This window comes from Bdellovibrio sp. HCB2-146 (assembly GCF_047345725.1).
GTDB lineage: Bacteria > Bdellovibrionota > Bdellovibrionia > Bdellovibrionales > Bdellovibrionaceae > Bdellovibrio.
Window position 1 is genome coordinate 1177123 of sequence record NZ_JBLEQP010000001.1, and the last position, 22404, is coordinate 1199526.

A 22404-nucleotide genomic window follows, 5' to 3' on the forward strand; every position below is an offset into this window, starting at 1 on the left:
CGGACCCAACTATTCGGCAGAAGCTTTGATTTTCACAAGCACTTTACCCAAGGCTACCTGTTCACCAGCCGCACCTGAAATGCTTTCGATCTCTCCTGCAATTTCACTCTTTAGAGTGTACTCCATTTTCATGGCTTCCATCACAAGAACAGCTTGGCCCGCGGCAACTTTGTCGCCCACTTTCAATAGAATCTTTGTCACTTTGCCAGGCATTGGAGCTGCGATTTGATCCGAAGATCCGCCCGCGCCACCACCTTTACGAGACTTACGTCCTGAAGAGTTATCAACTGTGAAAGTACGTCCCTGATAGTGCACCCACAAAACGCCTTTGATTTGTTGTGCTTCAGCTTTGTGATCAACACCATTTACGCGAACTTTGATTTCCATTAGACACCTCTCCAATAAGAAGCAAATGGTGAAGTGGCCGTGCCTACTTCAGATTTTCCAGAGCCTTTTAATTGCAGTACAGCTTGTGCAGCAATTTGTTTTTCAACCTCAGAGAGTTCGGGCTCTTTCAAAGCTTCGCTAAAATAAGTTTCAATAAAACGAGTTGTCATGGTGCCGTTAACGAATTCTTTGTGAGAAAGTATTTCGATCAAATACGGAATATTCGTGTGCACACCAAAAACCACAGAGTCTTTCAACACACGAATCATTTTTTGAATCGCACGTGAACGAGTTTCATCCCACACGATGACTTTGGCAATCATCGGGTCATAGAACGGAGTGATTGTGTCACCCTCGTCAAAACCATATTCGTAACGGCGGCCTGGGCCTTCCGGCCACTCGACATGCCCCAGTAACCCCGTTGAAGGAACGCCACCCATAAATGGATTTTCAGCATAGATACGACACTCGATAGAATGACCACGAGTCGCGCGCACTTGTTTTGGATCATGAACGTAATCGCCTTGCGCGGTCAGGATTTGCATTTTCACCAAATCCACGCCCAAAACTTCTTCAGTCACCGGATGTTCCACTTGCAAACGTGTGTTCACTTCAAGCAAATAGAATTCACCGTCTTGCAGCAAGAACTCAACAGTGCCCGCGCCTTTGTATTTACCCAGGGTCGCAATCGCGCAAGCGGCTTCACCCATGCGACGACGCAGATCATCCGTCAATGACGGTGAAGTGGCTTCTTCGATAATTTTTTGATGGCGACGCTGAACAGAACATTCACGGTCATAGAAATGAACAACATGCCCTGTGCTATCACCGAATACTTGGAACTCAATGTGTTTAGCGCGATCCAGATATTTTTCGAGGAAAACTTTAGGTGAACCAAATGCGGATTGAGCTTCACGTTGAGCGGACTCAATCAACTCACGCGCTTCAGCCGATGCTTTGATCAATTTCATTCCGCGACCACCACCGCCGGCTGCGGCTTTCACGATCACAGGGTAGCCAATTTTTTCAGCTTCCTTGATCAGGTGAGCGACATCTTGATTTTCACCTTGATAACCTGGCACAAGAGGAAGTCCTGCTTGTTTCGCCAATTCTTTACAGTGAACCTTGTCTCCCAATGAACGGATTGATTCTGGAGATGGACCGATGAATGTCAAACCTGCTTTGTTCACGGCTTCTGCAAAATCGGCGTTCTCTGATAAGAAACCAAAACCCGGATGAACCGCTTGAGCACCGCCTGCTAATGCGCCATCGATATTAGCTTGAATGTTCAAATAACTTTCCGCAGTTGGTGCCGGTCCGATGCAGATTGTTTTTGTTGCCATTCTATAGGCGCGAGATTGAATGTCGGCTTCAGAGTGGAGAAGAACTGTTTCAATACCCAACTCTTCACAGGCTTTGATGATACGAACTGCAACTTCACCGCGGTTCGCAATAGCAATACGAGAGAATTTCTTCATGGTGCAAATGCTCCAATTTATTAAGCATTTACCTATAGACTTGAATCATAAGGAAGGCAATTAAAAGGCTCTTTTGCGGGGCCGAAACCGCATTTTTCTAGCGACTCAATTGCTTTCCAAGAGTTTTAGCTTTCTCTCGTTATTTTAAATACTTAATTAACCACAGAGTTTTCCACAGTCGACTCCTCGGACATGGGTCAAGATGACTTTGAACTGCTTGGCAAAGACCTGTGAAGCCTCTACCCTAAAGGGCATGAAAATCACATCCTCTCTACTCTCTATAATTGTTGTTCCATTTCTCGTTTTAACTGCCTGCCAGACAGCACCTAAAACAACCTGTGGACCTGAGGTTCGCGCCGCCTTCGATATCGGTTCCGGCTCAACAAAAATGAAAGTCGGCGAATACGACACCTGCACTGATAAACTCAATAAAGTCATTTTGGAAGATCAAGCCAAAGTGAACTATCAAGAATCTTTGCAAGCGAGTTCCGATCAAACTTTTTCGGAAGAAGTTCAAGATGCGGGGATGGCGGCCCTTCGTAGTCTTTTGGAAAAAGCTTTAAACGAAAAAGCCACACGCTTTGCCGGCGTTGCCACAGCTGCTTTCCGTAAAGCTCAAAATGCTCCGGAATTTTTAAGTGAGATCGACAAAAAGCTCGGCATCCATGTGAAAGTGATCACACAAGAACAAGAAGCGATGATTGGATTTAAGGGAGCAGCCTCTTTATCTCAACTGCCTCAAGACAAAATGATTTTGTGGGATATTGGCGGCGGCAGCCAACAGATGGTTGTGCTGAATGATAAAAAAGAACCAGTGATTTACTCTGGAACATTGGCTTCTGTCAGTTTCAAAAACTACGTCATCTCTCGTATCCAGAAAAAAGATACCAACAAAGTCACAACTCCAAATCCTCTGGGGAAAAAGACCACGGCCGCCGCAAGCAAATACGCCGAACAGCATGCACGCGAAACTGTGCCAGCTGAAATTCAACTCCATATCAAAAAGAAAGATGCGGCTGTCGTCGGTATCGGTGGAGTTCTATCACGCTCCATCGTCGATCAAGTGACGAATAAAACTTCTGTGACAGCGACTGAAGTCGAACAAGCCCTCAAAAAGAGAATGGACCTGACTGACGCTGAAATCGGTGGTGAGTTTGTACAAACTGAAATCACAAACTTGGTTTTGGTCGGCGGCTTTATGAAAGCTTTGAATATGAACAAATACCAACCCGTGAAAGCCAGCTTGATCGACGGGCTTTGGTACGAGAAAGATTTCTGGCGCTAAGCTATTTTACAAAGTCTTGTGCTTCTTTACCTAAATCAAGAAGCACTTTACGAACGGGATCGTAAGTTTTATCTGTGCAGTCTTTAAAACCCGTCAACAAATAAAGCTCTTTCAAAGCCCGCGCCCCTTCTGGAGTCGAGGAAAAACTCTTCAATGCTGTTATTACTTTCGTGCGCACTTCATTTGGAAGATCTTTTCGAAAAACAACTGGGTCGCTGGGAATCGATTCGGTCATTTTTAACGTTCGTACTTTTTCGAAAACATCTGGATACTGACTGAGCACAAGTTTGCGCGCATCTTGCGGAACTCCATCCTCAGGTGGAGCATAATAAACAGCTCCGGCATCAACTCGACCTTGATAGACCATGGTGACGACACTGTCGTGCTTACCCGCAAAAATGATTTCACCCGGTTTTACTTTTTCATCCTTTAATAGTTTCGCAGGCAAAACATAACCCGAGGTCGAAGCTGGGTCGACGAAAGCGAATTTCTTACCCTGCAAGTCTTGGATTGATTTTATTTTGGGATCTTTAGTAATTATTTGCCCCCAGTATTCGGAGCGATCCTTGTTCACACCAATCAAATAAGCCTCTGCCTGGTATTTATCGTGCGCTAAAATATAACCAAATGTATTTAAGACAGCGACATCCACTCGTTTAGAACCCAGGGCTTCAACTACGGCGATGAAGTTCACGGGCACTTGCACTTTGACATGCAATCCAGTCTGTTCGCTGATCCATTTTTCTAAAATCTTTCCATTCTCGAGAAGCACAACGGCATCTTGTCCGGGGACCAAAGCAAATTGAATCGGATTTTCTTTACTGCCAATCTCATTTTTAGACGTGCAGGCGATCGCAAACACGCTTATTAAAAGGATGAAACATTTCATGATCACAATGAGACCTCTCGTAAAATAATTCTACAATTACTTGTGATATTAAATCTATGCAATAAAGTCTGTGATAAACTAAAATCAATTGTAAAGTTGTCGGCTTTTCCAGATAAGGAGTCCATGGAAATGGCAAATAATAAAGTCGAAGTTGATGCTGACCTTCAGGATCTCATTCCGCAATTTTTGGAAAACCGAAAAAAGGATTTAGAGGTTTTGCAAGGTCTCGTAGAAAAAAATGATCTCGACGCCCTCGCGCAATTAGCTCACAAAATCAAAGGAGCAGCTGCGGGTTATGGCTTCGTGAAGCTGAGTGATTATGCCTCTCAAATGGAAGCAGCCTCAAAAAGAAAAGACCCTGCTCCCCTTCCGCGCCTTATGCAAGACATGAAAGCGCATTTTGACAATATCGAAGTACTTTTTGTTTCCATGTAAAGCGTGGGGACACCATGAGAATTCAAACTCGGCTCCTTCTTTTCACCTCTGCACTCGTCCTCGTGACAGCAACTGTTGTAGGCGGAATTGGATACAAAATTGGAGCCGCGGCCTTTAGAGGAATTAACGAACGCTTTCTCATGCAGGTCCGCGATCAGAAAGCACAAGAACTAAAAAATGAAATTGAAAGCATCGGAAATGGTCTACGCACGCTTTCGGAGCTAACAGCCGCACGCAATACAATTCCGAATCTAGCCAAAGACTACAAAGAATTATCTCAGCAGATCAAAGACGTCCCCTCGACTGCTCAGTCAGAAGTCAGTCGTTATTACTCTCCATCACTGCAACCGGAATTTTTAAGAGCTTTGGCAAAAATGCCGAACACAGCGATCTATATGCAATGGCGCTATATTCATGAAGCCAAAGAAAAAGATGTTCCTGTTCGTGATATCGTCAGTTTTCGAGACCCGTCTTCTTATCGAATTTTCAAAGGTATTGCTGCTATTCATCCGCTCTTGCATGATTTCGCCCAACAGTATCATCTGGAAGATTTAGTTTTGATTGATACATCTGGACAGGTGCTCTACACGGTTGAGAAAAGTTTTAACTTCGGAACCAATCTTGCCAAAGGCGTTTTATCTTCAAGTCCTTTAGCACAAGCTTATCGATGGAGCCTTTCTGCATCACCACGTAATTATCAAGTTTTTGATTTAGCACCGCAAAGCTCGTTCGTCGCGAAAAATTCTCTATGGATCAGCGTACCTGTTTACGATGAAACTCGGCTCTTGGGCAGTCTCGTCGCTCAGGTGGCTGAATCTCGCATTCAAGAAATTCTTAGACAAGATGGTTCTGCAGAAGTTTTGCTTTTAGGAAAATATGATTCTCCGCCTAATCTTAAAAGTTTACAAACATCCACACGCGTATCGGTTCCTGGAGTGGACTGGGTTTTGGTATCAAAACTTCGCGACGATGGTTCTCAACCTTCTTTGGCGCGATTCTCAACCAACGTGATTTTATTTTTAGCTCCCGTTTTGCTGCTGCTTCTTTTGATTGCTTTTCTGTTCTCGCGTCGCATGGTGCGACCTCTGCATCAATTAAGTAGCAGTCTGGAGAATTTTGGCAGTGGAAATAAAATTCCGTATCAAGGTCATGACGAGTTTGAACCTATCGTCTCTCAGCTGAATCAACTCTCTGAGAGCCAAGATACAACAAAGCGTCTGCAGAAGTTTCTGGCCGATGGCATAGCGGCGACTCGCGCTATTTTATTCGTGGTGGACGAAGCTCAAAGAATTCAATTGGTCAGCGACACAACTGCAGAAATGCTGGGAGTTTCCTCAAGTTCTCTGAAGGGCACGGAACTTAAAATGTGGTTGGATCTGGGATCAGAAAAATTAAACTCTAAAAAACGCCAGGAAGCCCAACTGCGCTCAATTTCCGGCAAAGCTATTCCCATTGAAATCGGTAGCGTAGAAGTCGAAGACACTCGCGACAACAAACACAAAAGCATAGTCATCACAGGTGTCGACATCACTCTGCAAAAAAAACTGCAAAAAGAAGTCGAACTCAAAGAGATGCTTTTTAAAGAACTTCAGTCAGCTTCTCATGTCGGATCGTTCCGCCGTGACATCGTCACGGGTGAAACTATTTGGTCTGAAGAAACATTTAAAATATTCGGACTAGATCCAAAAAAGGTGCGTCCCAGCTATCAGTTGTATCGATCTTTTATTCTTCCGGAAGATCTGATTACTTTTGATCAGGCTGCGGAGGTCTCACACAAGGAAATGAAGCCCTTTAGTATTGATGTTCGGGCCCGTCGAGCCGACACCTTGGAACTGATTTGGCTTCGCTGTACGGCTCGCAATGATTTCGACGATTACGGAAACCCCGTTGTCACGTACGGAACTATTCAAGACATCACCGAAATGAAACGTGGTGAACAGTCCTTGATTGCCGCAAAAAATGAAGCATTGAAATCATCTCAGGCTAAATCTGAATTTCTTGCTCGCATGAGCCATGAAATCCGAACGCCGATGAACGCCATCATGGGAATGGCCGACCTTTTAAAAGAAACAAAACTTTCAGAAGATCAGCAGTATTACGTCACTATTTTCTGTAAAGCAGGTGAAGTACTGATGGCTTTGATCAATGATATTCTGGATCTTTCTAAGATCGAAGCAGGTGAAGTTTCTCTTGAGAATATTCCGTTTGATATGGAAAAACTCTTAACCGACATCCAAGATATCATGCGACCGCGAGCGATGGAAAAAGGTCTTGAGTATTCTTTCGAAATCAGTCCCCAAGTAAATCCACATCTACTGGGCGACCCAACAAAGATTCGCCAGGTATTGATCAACTTAATAAGTAACTCTGTGAAATTCACTGAACGTGGGTCCATACGCGTCACGTTGGGCCGAAACCCTTCGAAAAAAGACCATCTGCTTATCAGCGTGAATGATACAGGTTTGGGTATCCCGCAGAGCAAACAACATCTGATCTTTCAAAAATTTTCGCAAGCCGATAGCACGATTACTCGTCGTTATGGCGGAACAGGTCTGGGTCTCGCGATTTCCAAAAGCCTGGTTGAACTGATGGGCGGTCAAATTTGGTTTAAAAGCCGAGAGGGCGTGGGGACAAGTTTCTTCATTACAATTCCCTACCACGAGCAAATTGCCCACCCAGTTACGCATAAACCCATTCCCATGCAGGCTGGGAAATTGGATTTCGTTGCCAAGCGCGAGCGTGATCCCAATCGCAAGTTGCGTATCTTGCTGGCTGACGACACCGAGGACAATCGTATTCTATTTATCCGTTATCTGAGTCGAGAACCATTTGAAATAGTTGAAGCAGAAAATGGACTTGAAGCCATAGATAAGATAAAGTCAGAGAAGTTTGATATCATCTTTATGGATGTTCAAATGCCAGAACTTGACGGCTATGCAACGACGGCACGAATTCGTGAATGGGAAGATTCTCATCATCAAGAACACACGCCGATTATTGCACTCACCGCTCATGCTCTGTCAGAAGATCGTGCAAAGTCCATAAAGGCAGGCTGTGATGATCACATCACTAAGCCTTTTAAAAAGAATACGATTTTGTCCGTTATCGAAAAGTATTCTTGAGAGGGGAAAGCTTCATGGCTACCGATGATAAAAGCCGTTTGTTGATTGTCGAAGACGACTCTGACATTCGCGAACTGTTAAAACATTTTCTGAAAGAATTTGTAGATGAAATCGTCGAAGCTGAAGACGGAGCAGCCGCTCTCACTCATGTGAAAGCGAACGAATTCGACACTATTCTTTCCGATATCGAAATGCCTCAAATTAACGGACTTAAATTCTTGGCGTATGTTCGCTCCCTTGGACAGATGACTCCGTTTGTAGTTCTGACTGCACACGGCGATCACTCTCGCGCCCTCGAAGCACTTTCGCTTGGCGCATTTGACTTCATCACGAAAGACTCCAAACGCAAAGTTGTCATCGAAAGTGTGTGCGCGGCTTTGAAATTTGGTCGCGAAATGAAAGCGTCTAAAAATGACCCTGTGCAATCCAATCACCTCCGCAAGATTTATCAAGACATGTCCAAATCTTCCGAGATGCGCTTGCGTAAAATAATCGAAGAAATGTCGTCTTAGCCTTTGATAGCTTTGTGCCAGTTGACGTTCCGATCATTCTCGTGAATGCTGACTGCATGGTTAAAATGACAGCTATTTACGAAGGCGAAAAGCATTGTTTACTCACTCATGGGCCCTCTGGCGCTCATATCTCTACCGACGCTCCTAAAGACAATAACGGTCGCGGTGAAGCATTCTCTCCAACAGATTTGGTGGGTGCGGCTCTGGGCAGTTGCATGCTCACAGTAATGGCGATTGGCGCAGAGAAAGATGGAGTGAACCTTGTGAACTCTCGTGTATCAGTGGAGAAAGAAATGGTTCAAACTCCACGTAAGATCGCGAAACTCACAGTGGTTTTGCACATGCCACAAAGTATTCCCCACGACTATCGCAAAAAACTTGAAAATATTGCGATGAATTGCCCGGTGAAATTAAGTTTGCATCCAGATATGCAAATTCCCGTGCAGTTTCACTACGACATCTAAATAAATTCGACGGCCTCTTCGATATGCGTGAAGAGGCTTTTAAAGTCGGGCTTTTCCACGACCGCGCGTAGAATTTGATTTGTTTCGATATTCACTTCATAGGGTGCACTCGTAAACATGATCAGTGGAATCAATGGAAAGTGCCGGCGCATATATCGATACAGCCACAACCCATTCCCGCTCGGCATATGAAAGTCACTGACAACCAAATCAATTTCATGAGCATCTAACAGCTCTGAGGCCTGACGACCGCCTCTGGCAATTATAAACTCTGCCTTAAACCTTTTTCTCATTCGCAAATGCAAAAGTTCGCAAAAGTCATCCGAGTCTTCTACAAGGAGGATCCTCATAAACTGACTAACCTTCTCTCTTAGTGGTGTTCTTGTACCGTAAACATGATCCAATTTTATACGAGAGACGACAAGGACCTTTCGAAACTAAACTAAATTTCTATATGTTGGGTGGGGTTCTGTTTATTTAAAGAATTCAGCTATGTCGACGCGCAAAGCGACTGCTAGCTTGTGAACCGTGTAAAGACTTGGGGAATGGTCGCCTGCTTCCAATCGTTGATAGTTGCGCAGATCGAACCCATAGGTTTCCATGTCACGTTGAGAGAGGCCTCGCGATTTTCTCACGCGCTTGATGTTTGCTGCTATATTAATCAGCAATTTGTCGTACTTTTTCTCTAATGAGTTCATTCAAAAAGTCTATAAACACGGTAATGTTACACCAATGGTGTTGTTGTACCGTATTAAAGTCCTAGCAATTGTTCCGTAACGTTCAAAATAAGTCGGTGCGGTTTAATAGCCGAAATGTAGGTAAATAGAAAGAAGTTCTAAACAAAAAAGACCGATGAGAATCGGTCTTTTTTAGATGCGATATTTATTATGGTTTTCGTTAAACGGATTTCACTTTTTGCGAAATACGCCCGAAGATGCTCTGGCCGTTCTCCCCGAACATCTCCATTTGCACAGTGTCTCCCGCCTTCATAAATGGCGTCTTCGCTGCACCTGTTTCAATAGTTTCGATCATGCGTTTCTCTGCCAAACAGCTGGAGCCTGCGCCCTGCTCTTCGTTCGAAACGGTTCCGCTACCGATGATTGTTCCGGCAGCCAAATCACGCGTTTTAGCTGCATGAGCGATCAATTGGCCAAAATGGAAGTGCATTGCACCGGCATTGGCCTTACCGAAAAACTCACCGTTAAAAGTGACATTCAAAGGTAAATGAACACGACCTTCTTTATAAGCTGCACCCAACTCATCGGCCGTCACCGCAAATGGAGACAATGCTGAAGCCGGCTTGCTTTGGAAGAAACCAAAGCCACCTGCCAATTCCTCAGGAATCAAACCACGCAAAGACACATCGTTAATCAAAACAAAAAGCTTGATATGCTTCAATGCTTGTTCAGGAGTTACGCCCATTGGAACAAAGTCCGTCACAACGCCGACTTCACCCTCAAAATCCGTCCCGTGCGAGAAATCGCGTTGAGGAATATCTTGAGTCGGAGCCAAGAATTGCCCGCACTCGCCTTGATACATCAAAGGGACTGTCGTCAAAGTCTCTGGCAAAGCCGCTTTGCGTGCCATGCGGACAAGCCTAATATGATAAATAAACGCAGAACCATCTGCGAACAACCACGTACGAGGCAACGCCGAATGGAAATCAGATTCCTTTACAGCGAATGCACCATTTGCTTTTCCATTATTCAGATCTGTGTAGATCTGCTGCAAAGAACCTTCAAGTTGCGACCATTTTTCCATCGCTTCACGAAGATTCGGAGCCAAGTGAGTTGCCTTGACCGCCGTTTTTAAATCGCGGCTGATAACACACAACTCACCGTCAAGACTTTGAGACTTTAAAGAACCCAGTTTCACAAATTTTCCTTAGTCAAAAGTGATCATCAAATTCGCGCCAACAGCACGGTAGTTTTCAAGACCGTCAGCAACTTTGCCAGAAGCGCTTTCGTAATAAATGTTCACACCGAAGTTCGGGTGGAATTTAAAGAACGCACCAAAAAGCAAAGGTACAAGTGGAGATGTCACGTCATCTGGATCTGCACCTGCATCTGATTTCGCATCAAGATTCAAAGCCAAAGAGATACCACCATAGATACCAGCGTATTCTTCGAACTTATAAAGCAAAGTCACTGGAACATCCAAGTAGTTCATTGAAACTTTAACATCCGCAACTTCAAGAGGACGTTGGGTGTAAAGCATGCCCGTGCGGATATGCAGTTTTTCGTAAATTGGGAAGTGTGCAAAGCCACCAAATTGGAAACCATTTTGTGAAGTTGTATCCGCGCCTGACTCTGTATCACCTGATTGTTGACGAATACCGACTTCAACGCCGAAGTCATTATCAGCGAAAGCAGCTGATGAAATTCCCAAAACAGAAAGTGCCACTAAAACGAACTTTTTCATAAGTCCTCCTTGAAAACTTGTATCGAAAGCTTCTCACAGCTTTTTTTATTTATCAAAACACCACACGGCATTCAGAGCCATTTCGTTTATAGAAGGCTTAGAAGACACTTCGCTGTGCTCCAAGGCCAAATGATGCGGCTCTACTGTGCCACGGGCCGCCAAGAAAACCAGAATAAAGGGTAAAAGAATACGAATAACAATTTCGATCTTCCCACCTTTGCGCGGAGAGAACTCATCTTTCCACTCACCGAACTTAAGGCTTTTCACCATCATCAATCCTAGAGCCAAAAGCAAAACAGTGATGATGCTATAGATGACCAACTGATTCGGCAAAACCTCTTGAGTTTGCTCGATCCAAGTTTGGAAAGTCCACGACCTGTACTGTTCCCAGCGCATGCGTGCGCCTTGTTTTACGAAGTAGAAAAAATCGACGTAAGTTAAAAGGCAAATCGCCGTCCACACGAATGCCATGTAAGACTTGTAAAAGCCAAACATTGCTTTGGGCCACTTTTCCGCAACAGCCTGAATGAACAAAAGTACGGTGATTGGAATCAGTGCAAAGCCAAAGATCAAAATATCAAAACGAATGCCCGCAAGGAATGAGTGTAAAACTTCAATACCATCTGCATCAGGGATCGCGTGAAAGACGGAGAGGAAATAAAGATTCAATCGGAACAAGCTCATGAAAACTATCATGGCGATTGACATGATTAAGATTCGCAAAAAAACTTTGGAAGAAAATCGCAGCGAAAAGATAAATCTATGGGGCACAGAATAGTCCTTTGACTGAACCGTCATTACCGAATGAAATGAATCCCAACAGGAGTCAGTATATGTCCTCATTGGTACTTTACAACTATTTTCGAAGTTCCACTTCTTACCGCACTCGCATCGCCCTTCATCACAAGGGACTCCCGTTCGAGTACAAAGCGGTGAGCCTGTTGAAGGGCGAGCAACACTCAGCTGAATATCGAAAATTGAATCCTGCTGGCGGAGTTCCGACTCTGGTTCACGACGGAAAAGTGATTCCTGATTCTTACGCGATCATTGAATATCTTGAGGAAGTTTTTCCGCAAAATCCACTGCTGCCAAAGGATCCCTTCACTCGCGCTCGCGTTCGCGAAGTTTGCCAAATCATCACGGCATTTATGCATCCGATGGGGAATTTGAAGCTGCAACAATATCTGGAAGCGAAAGCGGGCTACCAACAGCCGCAAAAAGAAGAATGGGTTCAGCATTGGACCATGCAGGGTTTGACGTCGTTAGAGATTATTTTGAAAGACTTCGCAGGAAAATATTGTTTCGGTGATCAAGTCACAATGGCCGATTTGTTTTTGATTCCTCAAATCGTGACCTGCCAACGCTTCCACGTGGACACGTCCAAATACCCACTCTTAATGAAAATCTTCGATAACTGCCAAAAGCTGCAAGCCTTCCACAAGGCTCATCCGTTCCGCCAGTCGGATACTCCACCCGACATGCGGATTGCCGACTAGCCCGGTCGCAAAAAAGTCACCGGGCACCTTTTTGGAGCTCGACAACGAAGTCGGATCTGCCTTTTTCGGGGAATCGCTAGTTAGAATGCGTGAATAGGAAATTCCATTTGTCGACGACAGGTATGATCAGGAAGATGAGCATGCTGATGTTGAGCCACATGAAGAAAGCGAACCAGCGTTCTGTGCCGTGTGATTTATAATAACGGTAGAACTCTTGCATGATCTTGAAACAAATAGGCCCCGTTACTAGCAAGAACATCCAGCTGGCTTGTACGAACATTGGTGCTGCCAACGCCACACCCACATAAACGAATGTCCAAAGTCCGATTTGATAAAGAGTTTTGTCGACTCCAGCTACCACTGGCAAAACTGGAATTCCGCCTTGAGCATAGTCGTCTTTGTACTTAATCGCGAGAACCCAGAAGTGCGGCATTTGCCACAAGAACATCACCAAGAACAGATAAATAGATTCTGGATTCAAGATATCAGGATTTGCTGCCGCATAACCTATCGTCACTGGCAAAGCCCCCGGGATTGCACCCGGTACGGCCGCAAACGCCCAGCGGCGTTTCCACCACATTGTATAAGGGCCGTTATAAAGAAGCATGGATACCAGTCCTACCCATCCAGCCACTGGCTGAACAGTGAACAAGAAATCCAAACCAACTGCGATAAATCCCACAGCTAAAATGCCGGCAGCTGCTGGTTTGACTTTACCAGCGGCTATCGGACGCTTCGCTGTGCGAGGCATCTTTTGATCTAATTTCCACTCTTGAACTTGATTGAGTGCCAGAGAACCTGAACTCAAAAAATAAATCCCCAACAAGGTGTTGAGGATTGCTTTCCAATCAAATGGATTTTCAACTAAGAACCCAGTCGCATAGCCAGCAAGCCCCGTGATAACAGAGAAGACGACTATGCCAAACTTGGTTAGATCCGCGTAAGTTCTTAGCACGAAATTACAGCGGGCTGATTTCCGGCATACGAGTTGCGATGTCTAGAGCACAAATGAAGAACAAAAGTGCCAAGAAAAAGAAACCACTCGCGAAAACCGCACGGTTGATGTTCGTGTCGTCTTTCAAGTGCATGAACCACAAGATAACGAACGTTGCTTTCACCAAAGCGATGATGAATGCAACCGGAGCCGCCATAGCGCCCAACTGAGCGTTAAAGTGGTGGGCAATCACCGTCAAGAAAGTCAAAGCGAACAAAGCGCCGGCTACCTTTAGGTAAGTAGACATCGGCGTGATGTGCGGATGAAGTGTATTAAGATCGTTGTTGTTATTAGCTGCCATGCTTTACCCCACCAAATAGAGAAGAGGGAAGAGGAAGATCCAGATCAAGTCGACGATATGCCAGAAGATACCAACACCTTCGACTACGATCCAATATTGACCATGGAAATCACCGCGCATTGTGCGGATCAAACACCAAGTGATCAAACCCATACCCAACAAAACGTGAATACCGTGTAGACCCGTCATGCAGTAGTAGAAACCGAAGTACAAACCAAGGTTTGCGTGCTCAGCTCCAACCTTCGCTACATCCAAGAATTTACCTGGGAAAAGACCCAAGTGGAATTTATGAGTGTATTCGAAATACTTGATCACCATGAAGATCGCGCCGCAAAGAACTGTTGTCGCCAAAGCGATGACAGCTTTCTTTTGTTCGTTCTTCTGGATGAAAGAGATCGAAATCGCCATTGTGAAAGAAGAGAAGATCAATACCAGAGTATTGATGAAACCCATCTTCCAATCCAAAGACTTCGCACCTTCTGCGAACATCTCAGGATAAGCATGGTGATAGATCGCGTACGCTACAAAGATCGCTCCGAACATGAGGATCTCTGTAAGCATGAACAACCAAATACCTTCTTTACCGCTCAGGTACTGCTGAGTCGCATCTTTAAAGTGATGAGCGACGTGAGCTGAGTGAGCGCCGTGTGCTTTATCTGTACTCATAAGGCCCCGCTGTTACAACTGGTTCAACTGCAAAGTTATCATGAGGAGGAGGAGATGACGTTTGCCATTCCAACGTTTTAGAACCCCATGGATTTTGAGGAGCTTTCTCCCCTTTCAATAGACCATTAACGATCGTGTAAAGACCGATCAAGAATCCGATACCGATCAACCAAGAACCGACAGTCGAAACCTTATTCAAAGTCTCGTAAGCCGGGATGTAGTCGAAGTAACGACGTGGCATACCCATCGCACCCAAGATGAATTGAGGGAAGAACGTCACGTTGAAACCGATGAAGATGAATACGAAAGACAAACGAGCGAAAGTTTCGTTGTACATCTTTCCGAACATTTTCGGGAACCAGTAGTAGTAACCACCCATGATCGCCATCAAAGTACCACCCACCATTACGTAGTGGAAGTGAGCTACCACGAAGTAAGTGTCATGGAAGTGAACGTCGATTGGAAGAGTTGCAAGCATGATACCTGTCACACCACCGATCGCGAACAAGAACATGAAACCAAGAGCGTACAACATTGGAGATTGGAAAGAGACTGAACCTTTATAAAGAGTCGCTACCCAGTTGAACATCTTGATCGCTGTTGGAACCCCAACCAGCATCGTCAAGAATGAGAACAAGATACCTGCCGTCTCAGATTGACCTGATACGAACATATGGTGACCCCATACGAAGAACGATACAGCTGCGATACCCAATGAAGAGTAGGCAATCGCTGTGTAACCGAAAATCACTTTTTTAGAGAAAGTCGTGATCAATTCAGAAACAACACCCATCGCTGGCAAGATCATGATGTAAACCGCTGGATGCGAATAGAACCAGAAGAAATGTTGGAACAAGACCGGGTCGCCACCAAGTTTTGGATCGAAGATACCAACACCTAGGAAACGTTCCATTGCTAGCAACAACAATGTGATCGCTAGAACCGGAGTTGCCAACATCTGAAGGATTGCCGTCGCATACAAAGACCATACGAAAAGAGGCATTCTGTGCATTGTCATGCCAGGAGCTCTCAACTTATGAGTTGTTACGATGAAGTTCAAACCTGTCAGAACCGAAGACATACCCATGATGAACGCTGCGATAACCATCAAAGCTGTCGCTGTTCCCGTACGGATAGAGTACGGAGTATAGAATGTCCAACCCGTGTCGATCTTAGTTGTGAAGAAAGTCGCAATCGCCAAAGCCGCACCCGCCATGAAGCAGTACCAGCTCAGAAGATTGATACGAGGGAAGGCCACGTCTTTTGCACCCAAATGAAGAGGCAAGAAGAAGTTACCCAAGATCGCCGGGATACCAGGAACGATAACCATGAAGACCATGATCGCACCGTGATAAGTCAGGATCTGATTGTAAGTGTCGCCGTTTTTAAGAACGCCACCAACACCTTGAACTGCGTTCGGAGCGAAAAGTTCCAAACGAAGCAAAAGTGCCATCACTCCGCCGATAGCGAAGAAAGTCATAACCGTAATAAAGTACATAAGACCGATACGTTTATGATCGACAGTTGTTAACCAAGACCAGAGGCCTTTTTCATGATTCAAATAATTGTGGTCGTGAGCTGCTGATGTTGCCATAGGCCCGGACTCCTTACTTCAGTTCCTTGATGTACTCAACGAGGGCGTTGAGTTCATTTTCATTTAATTGACCCTGGAATGTTGGCATAACGCCTGTCGGGAAACCTTTAACGATGTGTTTGTTCGGCTCCAAGATAGACTCACGAAGATAGTTTTCGTCTACTTTAATAGCCGTACCGTCAGTCATGTGTTCTTCAGTTCCGAATTTTTTGTACAATGAAGGACCGACTTTCGTAGAAGCGTCAGCAACAGAGTGGCAAGATGCGCAGGCTTTCAAAGCAAAAAGTTTTTCACCACGTTTAGCAAGTGGCAATGAACCTTCCTCTTGGCCTTCTTCCATGTATCTGTCGAACTCTTCACGAGTTACAACACGCAATTTACCGATCATGCCAGAGTGAGCCGTTCCGCAGTACTCAGTACAGAATACGTGGAATTCACCCAATTTATCAGCGTTGAACCACAAAGCCGTGTAACGACCTGGAACCGCGTCTTGTTTAATACGGAAAGATGGGATGTAGAATGAGTGGATCACATCAGAAGATGAAAGCAAAAGCTTCACGTCTGTGTTCACTGGAACAACAACTTCGTTCACAGCTTTGAAACCGTTTTTGTATTCGATTTCCCATGCCCATTGTTTACCAAGAACGTTAATTTCGAGAGCGTTCTTAGGCATTGTTCTCATTTCGTGGTAGATAAACCAACCCCAAACGAAAACCGCAAGGAAGATCACAAGTGGAATGAAGGACCACAAGAACTCAAGAGTTGCATTGTGGGAGATGTACGCCGTTTTATCGTTTGGAGATTTACGCTTATACTTCCAAGCAAAGTAAAGCATCCCGCCGATCACGAGTACGCAGGCGATGAAACTTGTAATCAACAAGAAACCATAAAGATTGTCGACCTGCTTCGCAATCTGGGTTCCTTGCGTTGGCATGAAGGATTGAGCCTTCGCGATATTAAACCACATCATGTACCTTTATCTCCCCGCCGATTTCTTTTGCTCTCTACGAGCACGGATCCAAACCGGCAATAACCAAATCACCATAATCAACACCATGAGCGCGCCACCCATTTTCACCACGTTGAATGCGGCTAGAGTGTATTTACTTTGGTGTGGATCATACTTAAAACAGTAAAGAACTAAGTTGTCGACAAAGCTACCAATTTTTCCTTCGGTCGCTTCGTTCAGAGCCAACTTGATGTCTTGCGGGCTGAACATGATGCCCGGCAAATAACGGGAAATCGTTCCATCTGGAGTGATCACAACGGCTGCAGAAGCGTGTGCCCATTCCTTCGCGGCTTCATCCCAACGGAATTTAAATCCCAATGATTTTGTGATTGCTTGAACAGTTGCCTCATCAGCTGTCAAAAAATGCCAGCTAGCATCTGTGTTTGGACGCTCATACAACTTCAAGTAAGTTTGTTTTTTATCATGAGCGAGTTGTGGAGTTTCTTTTGAATCGAAGCTCACAGACAAAACTTTGAACTTACCGCCAATCGACCATTCTTTTGGCATCAACTTCAAAGCATCCGTAAGACCATTTAAGTGGAAATTGCAAAGACCTGGGCAAGAAAAGTAAACCGGAGAAATAATCACCGGATGTTTGCCATCAAAGAAAGAACCCAACGTCACTTCTTGGCCGTTATCGTCTTTCACTTTCAAATTGAAATCGATTTTTTTACCAAGCTGTTCGTCGATACCCACACCCTCGAGGCCTTGAGCTGTTTCGCTCGCAACTTTTGGTTGGGGCTTCCCATCGTATGCATTCGCTGATTGAATCGCCGAAAACGAAACGAGAACGGTACTTGTCAGCACCATTCCCATAGTTTTCTTAAGCAAAACAAACGCTGTTGATTGCATTGATTGGATTCCTATTATTTCGCAGTTTTCGCGAACTCAGCAACTTTTGCAGGATCGTCTTTAGATTTGTTGTTTGTGATTGAGTCGATGTAGTGAATCACAGCCCAACGATCCGCCGGTTTGAAGTGCGCGTATGAAGCCATTGATGAACCTTTGATACCGTTCAAAAGAACGTTGTAGTGAGCGATCACGCCTTCACCTTGAGTCCATTTACCTTCAACCAAGTTACGTGGTTTTGGATTCAAAGCTGCACCGGCAGCACCGTCACCTTTACCTTCGTTACCGTGGCACATCGCACAGTTCGTCATGAAGACTTTTTTACCGTAAGTCACCATCTCAGGAGTTGATACCCAAGGTTCAGCAACTTTCGTGATATCAAATGCTGGAGCAGCACCTTCAGCCGCAGGAGCATTTGGATCTACAACGTTTTCAGCAAGGTCTACACCTTTGTTGATAGCAACGAGGTAAATGAAGAACGCCAAGCAGAACACCATACAGAAGGCGAACGCAAGCATACCACCACGATTATATTCATCTCTATTTTCAGACATAGGTTGGCACTCCCTAGGGGACGCAAAATAGTTTTGTCATCTCTTTGTAATGTAAATTCGATAGTTAACTGAAAACGCAATGAGGGGCAACTAATTACGCCACTGCGGTCGAGTTAACTTGGCCGCGCTGCATGTGGTCATAAATTCGAGCAGCCGAAAAACTCCGAGATCACTTCACAAAACGTCGCACTTATCGATACGGAGCTACCGCAGGAAGAAGCTCAGACGCTTCAACTTTTAAGAATGCAAGAGGCCTTCCTGCTTGAACGAACCCCAGATAAGAGGCTGATTTAATTTTTAAAAACTCGCGCGCTGAAGACTCAGTTACTTCAAGAGGTTTTTCCTTTGCACAGAGCCCCGGTTGACTGCAGAGATCTTTAGTTTGCTTCCATGCTCCTGAATCTGCCCGATAACTGAGCAATCTTAAACCTTCTTTTTTAGAGCCTGATAAAGTCGTCGCCTGCAGAGGGCCGTTTCCAGAGTGATTCACATGAAGAAGCTCCAACGAATCCAATTCTTCCAAACTTCCTTTGAGTGGATGCAGTCGGCCTCGTCCTTTTAGCCGAAAATGACTTTGGCTCTCAAGATCAACGAACTCGTAACGAAAGTTGCCTTGCTTGCGTTCAATCCAAGCACTCCAACCCTGGGTGGAGTGCACGCCGACGTATTTCTTGTCTTGTCGTATATAAAGCGTGTTGATCTGCCCGCCTTCAAAGCTCCATTCGATCTTCTGATCCCAGCAACGCATTTCATCTGTTAAGCGAATGCTCACCGTTCGAACTTTGAGTTTTTTAAAAGATTTCGGACCTTGATTCTTAGCAAAACATTTTTCGGGAATTTCAAATCGCTCGTGTTGATGCCAAAGCTCATCAAACGGCAAGAGCCCCTGACTCTCAAGACCACATAGAAGAGCTCTGCTTTCGCTCATCTCCATCTCCAAGTTTTGAAAACTTTGAAGATCCGACTTTGCGAAAGAAACCTCGGGAGATAAATCCCGATAGGAGTTTAAAATAAATGAAAAAACGAGCTCCGTTAACACAGGCATATGTATAAACAAGTGTTCGATAATTGCAAAACTTATAAGTGTTTATAAGGAAGTCTCGTATTTTTTATATTTTCGAGCAAGTTGGAATTCTACAGAGAAGGAGTGCGACCACCATCCACAGGGACATTGATTCCCGTCACATAAGAAGCCGCCGGACTCGCTAAAAACGAAATCACTTCCGCAACCTCGCGTGGATTACCAATTCTTTTCATGGGAATTGAATCACGCATTTGTTCTTCAGCGATATCCTCGCTGATTTTCTGTCTCTCAGCATTGGATTTTAGCAGCGACTCCAAACGACCTGTCTTGATAAATCCTGGTAAAATATTATTCACAGTGATGCCATAAGGTGCCAACTCCCCCGCCATGGTTTTTGACCAATTTGCCATAGCGGCGCGAACTGTGTTTGAAACTCCCAGATTCGGAATCGGCGTTTTAACTGACGTCGAAATAATATTGATCACACGACCATAAGAATTTTTCTTCATCGCTGGCAAAACAGCTTGAGTAATAAGATGAGCCGCATACAAATGCGCACGTAACGGAGTTTCGAAGGCTTCAACTTTAGTTTCATGCAAAAGTCCCCCTGGAGGACCACCCGCATTGTTGATGAGAATGTGGATTTCTTGTTTTTGCAATTTCGGAAGAAGACTTTTTTGAATCGCTTCTGTATCTGCAAGATCTATCGCAAAATATTCGTGATTTTTTCCTGACAGTTCTGAGATGAATTTTTTCAATTTTTCTTCAGTGCGGGAAACCGCAATAATACGTGCACCACGCTCTGCCATGAGTTCCGCTGAAGCTCTCCCGATACCTTCCGAAGCCCCACACACCAATGCTGTTTTACCTGAAAGATCCCACGAAAACATCTGCGCCTCCCTGCAGGAGGATATCTTCACGCTCAACCCAAGCAGGAGTCAACGACGCGCGTTTTTAATGTTTGATTTAGCAGCCTTTACTGAACAGGTTCGAACTGCGGAACATAGCGAACCTTATCTTCGCCCTTTGTTTCCGCTTGATAAGAATCGTATGCTTTACGATTGGCTTGCGCTTCTTTGATCATAGATTCTTCGATGGCTTTATCAGCAGCAGCATTGCGAGCGTCAACGGCTTCTGCCGTTTGATCTGGAGGCGGTTGGGAAATATTTCCGACATAAACAGCGTTACCTTCAAAGAATTGAACTTCTTTTTCATGACGAATGCGTTTGTCATAAAAAATATAAGTCCATTTGTCTTTGCCTTTGAATCTTTGCGTGCGTTGGGGGCTTCCCATGAGATTAAGGACATCGTCCTTTTCCATGCCGACGGTAACTTGATCGAATTGTTTGACCATTGAAGTCTGACAGGCTGACAGAATCAGCATACACAAAGCCAATACCGGAACAGTCAAATTTCGGAGCATAGTTCCCCCACCCCATCAGGATAGCAATGAAACAAGAACCCTGAAAGAGGGCGCCGCTGAGTTGTTTCATTTTGAAACAAAAACCAAGGCGCTGTCCTCTGACATCTATTATATTGAGCTATTTTTTTAGGATAACCGGTGCCGTGAGATCAGGGTTCGCTGTTTCGCCATTTTTCTTTTTGCCGGATTTGGCTTCTTTTTTCACAATTGCCGATTCGTCAGGAGCCACATACTGGCGACGTACTTTTTTAAGAGTTTTGTTAACGGATGAAGACAAGCTCATTGCATCTTCCATCTCATCAAGTGACTTTACTTCCAGACGTTCGTATTCGCGTTTTTCCGCGCCCGCTTTTTCCGGATAACGATATTTCAACAAAGATCTTTGCTGATCGTACTCTTTCGCGTTTTTTTCCATCTCGTGATGCAACTTCACCATTTGCGCAATGATTTCTTGAGCGCGTTTTGGATCTTTGGTGTGTTGCTTTTCTTCGATTAATTTTTCAATTTCAGCTTCAGCCGAATGAACTTTGGTTTCTAAGGCCGAAACTTTTGCCAGGACTTCATTGTAGGAAGCTTCCGTCGTGCGACGCTCTTGAACTGGAGCCGCTGGCGCCCCACCGTGCTCACCGCCACCGCCTTCTTTCTTTTCTTCCCCACCTTCATTGGCAAAAACAGAAAAAGAAACTAAAAGCGTGCAAAGAAGAATGCTAATTGCTTGAGAGAACATCTTGCCTCCAGCTAATTTTAAACGGCAGGTACTTGATCCGGTTCAGGAACACAGCAGATTTCGCAGGCCCCAAATTTGGAATCACCAGTTTGCCGCCGCGGATGGAATCAATCAGACCATTCACATCCCAACGGAATCGCGAATCCATCATGGCTTCGCGGAGTTGTTTGATAAGAGCGCTTGAATCAATACCTTCAATCACCAAGGTGTAACTGAGAGGACCCACCGTTGTCGTGGCGTTGGCAAAATCCGTGACATCAGAAAAATCAGCAGAATCGGAAGAATCCGCCGCAATCGGCGCCACATTCGCATCTAAAGTTTGGCTGAAATCATATGGTGCTTCTTCTAGACCATCCATTGCGCCGGAAAAACCTTCGGAAGAGTAATTATCATTCGAAGAAGCCACCGCACTGTCCGCCATTGGATTTTCCAGCGGCATATTAAAATCAACCACATTGTCGTCAGGTTTAATCGCATAATCCTGTGGATTGGCGATCTCATCTGCAACAGCTTCATTAAATTGATTATTGCTAAAAGAATTTTCGAGCGGATTTTCAACGACTGGAGCTTCGAAATTTGCGGCTTCAAAGCCCTGAGATTCATAGGGAGGAGGCGCGATTTCTTCTGAGACAAAGGCGTCTTCGGCTTGCGCCATTTCCGGTTGCCCGTTCCAATCAATAAAGTAAACAGCACTACAATGGGGACATGTAAACAGCGTCCCCTTGTTTTGTTCCGTTATTTCGACGGGCCGTTGGCAACTCGGACAGGAAACCA

The 22404-nt window shown here is 44.9% G+C and carries 26 protein-coding genes; 6 read left to right on the top strand and 20 right to left on the bottom strand.

Going from position 1 to position 22404, the window contains the following annotated elements:
• Positions 1-9 precede the first annotated feature (9 nt).
• A complete protein-coding gene (locus tag ACLWOR_RS05750; RefSeq protein WP_413939727.1) occupies positions 10-387 on the bottom strand; it encodes an acetyl-CoA carboxylase biotin carboxyl carrier protein subunit in 378 nt (125 codons plus the stop codon).
• Positions 387-1865, bottom strand: coding sequence for an acetyl/propionyl/methylcrotonyl-CoA carboxylase subunit alpha (locus ACLWOR_RS05755; RefSeq protein WP_413939728.1), 1479 nt, complete (start codon positions 1863-1865; stop codon positions 387-389). The genes ACLWOR_RS05750 and ACLWOR_RS05755 overlap by 1 nt, the downstream gene beginning before the upstream one ends.
• 253 nt (positions 1866-2118) lie before the next feature.
• Here ACLWOR_RS05755 and ACLWOR_RS05760 point away from each other — a divergent pair, with 253 nt between their 5' ends.
• The gene (locus ACLWOR_RS05760) at positions 2119-3150 is read left to right on the top strand and encodes a Ppx/GppA phosphatase family protein (RefSeq protein WP_413939729.1); all 1032 of its coding nucleotides are present in this window, start codon (positions 2119-2121) and stop codon (positions 3148-3150) included.
• A 1-nt stretch (position 3151) separates the two neighbouring features.
• Here the strand turns inward: ACLWOR_RS05760 and ACLWOR_RS05765 are convergent, their stop codons facing one another.
• A complete protein-coding gene (locus ACLWOR_RS05765; RefSeq protein WP_413939730.1) occupies positions 3152-4039 on the bottom strand; it encodes a phosphate/phosphite/phosphonate ABC transporter substrate-binding protein in 888 nt (295 codons plus the stop codon).
• A 129-nt stretch (positions 4040-4168) separates the two neighbouring features.
• On the opposite strand from ACLWOR_RS05765, the gene ACLWOR_RS05770 reads away from it, so the two are divergent.
• From ACLWOR_RS05770 to ACLWOR_RS05785, 4 genes are read left to right on the top strand one after another with little or no spacing between them, the layout of a single operon-like run.
• Entirely contained in the window at positions 4169-4474 is a 306-nt protein-coding gene (locus tag ACLWOR_RS05770; RefSeq protein ID WP_413939731.1) for an Hpt domain-containing protein, read from the top strand.
• Between the two features lie 14 nt (positions 4475-4488).
• Entirely contained in the window at positions 4489-7596 is a 3108-nt protein-coding gene (locus ACLWOR_RS05775; RefSeq protein ID WP_413939732.1) for an ATP-binding protein, read from the top strand.
• Positions 7597-7610: 14 nt separating this feature from the next.
• Positions 7611-8108, top strand: a complete 498-nt coding sequence (locus ACLWOR_RS05780; protein WP_413939733.1) for a response regulator — start codon at positions 7611-7613, stop codon at positions 8106-8108.
• 56 nt (positions 8109-8164) lie between these two features.
• Entirely contained in the window at positions 8165-8572 is a 408-nt protein-coding gene (locus ACLWOR_RS05785; RefSeq protein WP_413940750.1) for an OsmC family protein, read from the top strand.
• Here the strand turns inward: ACLWOR_RS05785 and ACLWOR_RS05790 are convergent.
• The 5 genes from ACLWOR_RS05790 to ACLWOR_RS05810 all read right to left on the bottom strand — a co-directional run bounded on the left by ACLWOR_RS05790 (position 8569) and on the right by ACLWOR_RS05810 (position 11677).
• Positions 8569-8922 (bottom strand): response regulator, encoded by a 354-nt coding sequence (locus tag ACLWOR_RS05790; protein ID WP_413939734.1) that lies wholly within the window; start codon positions 8920-8922, stop codon positions 8569-8571. The two genes, ACLWOR_RS05785 and ACLWOR_RS05790, sit on opposite strands and share 4 nt — an antisense overlap.
• Before the next feature lie 123 nt (positions 8923-9045).
• The gene (locus ACLWOR_RS05795) at positions 9046-9270 is read right to left on the bottom strand and encodes a helix-turn-helix domain-containing protein (protein WP_413939735.1); all 225 of its coding nucleotides are present in this window, start codon (positions 9268-9270) and stop codon (positions 9046-9048) included.
• 199 nt (positions 9271-9469) lie between these two features.
• On the bottom strand, positions 9470-10447 hold the full coding sequence (locus ACLWOR_RS05800) for a fumarylacetoacetate hydrolase family protein (protein ID WP_413939736.1): 978 nt from the start codon (positions 10445-10447) through the stop codon (positions 9470-9472).
• A 9-nt stretch (positions 10448-10456) separates the two neighbouring features.
• Positions 10457-10993, bottom strand: a complete 537-nt coding sequence (locus ACLWOR_RS05805) for an outer membrane beta-barrel protein (protein ID WP_413939737.1) — start codon at positions 10991-10993, stop codon at positions 10457-10459.
• Between the two features lie 45 nt (positions 10994-11038).
• Positions 11039-11677: a hypothetical protein gene (locus ACLWOR_RS05810; protein ID WP_413939738.1), complete on the bottom strand. Its 639-nt coding sequence runs from the start codon at positions 11675-11677 to the stop codon at positions 11039-11041.
• Between the two features lie 149 nt (positions 11678-11826).
• Here ACLWOR_RS05810 and maiA point away from each other — a divergent pair, with 149 nt between their 5' ends.
• On the top strand, positions 11827-12489 hold the full coding sequence (gene maiA, locus ACLWOR_RS05815; RefSeq protein WP_413939739.1) for a maleylacetoacetate isomerase: 663 nt from the start codon (positions 11827-11829) through the stop codon (positions 12487-12489).
• Positions 12490-12565: 76 nt separating this feature from the next.
• On the opposite strand, the gene cyoE is transcribed toward maiA, so the two are convergent.
• From cyoE to ACLWOR_RS05875, 12 genes are all read right to left on the bottom strand, one after another.
• On the bottom strand, positions 12566-13444 hold the full coding sequence (gene cyoE, locus ACLWOR_RS05820; RefSeq protein WP_413939740.1) for a heme o synthase: 879 nt from the start codon (positions 13442-13444) through the stop codon (positions 12566-12568).
• Between the two features lie 4 nt (positions 13445-13448).
• A complete protein-coding gene (locus ACLWOR_RS05825; RefSeq protein ID WP_413939741.1) occupies positions 13449-13784 on the bottom strand; it encodes a cytochrome C oxidase subunit IV family protein in 336 nt (111 codons plus the stop codon).
• Between the two features lie 3 nt (positions 13785-13787).
• The gene (locus ACLWOR_RS05830) at positions 13788-14450 is read right to left on the bottom strand and encodes a cytochrome c oxidase subunit 3 family protein (protein WP_413939742.1); all 663 of its coding nucleotides are present in this window, start codon (positions 14448-14450) and stop codon (positions 13788-13790) included.
• Positions 14437-16044 carry a cytochrome c oxidase subunit I gene (gene ctaD, locus ACLWOR_RS05835; RefSeq protein ID WP_413939743.1) on the bottom strand — a complete coding sequence of 536 codons (1608 nt, stop codon included), beginning with the start codon at positions 16042-16044 and terminating at the stop codon, positions 14437-14439. Before ctaD ends, ACLWOR_RS05830 begins: the two co-directional genes overlap by 14 nt.
• 13 nt (positions 16045-16057) lie before the next feature.
• The gene (gene coxB / locus ACLWOR_RS05840; RefSeq protein WP_413939744.1) at positions 16058-17014 is read right to left on the bottom strand and encodes a cytochrome c oxidase subunit II; all 957 of its coding nucleotides are present in this window, start codon (positions 17012-17014) and stop codon (positions 16058-16060) included.
• A 6-nt stretch (positions 17015-17020) separates the two neighbouring features.
• Complete coding sequence (locus ACLWOR_RS05845; protein ID WP_413939745.1) at positions 17021-17905, bottom strand: SCO family protein; 885 nt, start codon at positions 17903-17905, stop codon at positions 17021-17023.
• Positions 17906-17919: 14 nt separating this feature from the next.
• Positions 17920-18456, bottom strand: a complete 537-nt coding sequence (locus ACLWOR_RS05850; protein ID WP_413939746.1) for a c-type cytochrome — start codon at positions 18454-18456, stop codon at positions 17920-17922.
• Positions 18457-18646: 190 nt separating this feature from the next.
• Positions 18647-19384: a hypothetical protein gene (locus ACLWOR_RS05855; protein ID WP_413939747.1), complete on the bottom strand. Its 738-nt coding sequence runs from the start codon at positions 19382-19384 to the stop codon at positions 18647-18649.
• 206 nt (positions 19385-19590) lie between these two features.
• On the bottom strand, positions 19591-20370 hold the full coding sequence (locus ACLWOR_RS05860) for an SDR family oxidoreductase (protein WP_413939748.1): 780 nt from the start codon (positions 20368-20370) through the stop codon (positions 19591-19593).
• Between the two features lie 86 nt (positions 20371-20456).
• On the bottom strand, positions 20457-20903 hold the full coding sequence (gene bamE / locus ACLWOR_RS05865) for an outer membrane protein assembly factor BamE (RefSeq protein ID WP_413939749.1): 447 nt from the start codon (positions 20901-20903) through the stop codon (positions 20457-20459).
• A 118-nt stretch (positions 20904-21021) separates the two neighbouring features.
• A complete protein-coding gene (locus ACLWOR_RS05870; protein ID WP_413939750.1) occupies positions 21022-21630 on the bottom strand; it encodes a hypothetical protein in 609 nt (202 codons plus the stop codon).
• Complete coding sequence (locus tag ACLWOR_RS05875) at positions 21611-22285, bottom strand: hypothetical protein (RefSeq protein ID WP_413939751.1); 675 nt, start codon at positions 22283-22285, stop codon at positions 21611-21613. Before ACLWOR_RS05875 ends, ACLWOR_RS05870 begins: the two co-directional genes overlap by 20 nt.
• Positions 22286-22404 lie beyond the last annotated feature (119 nt).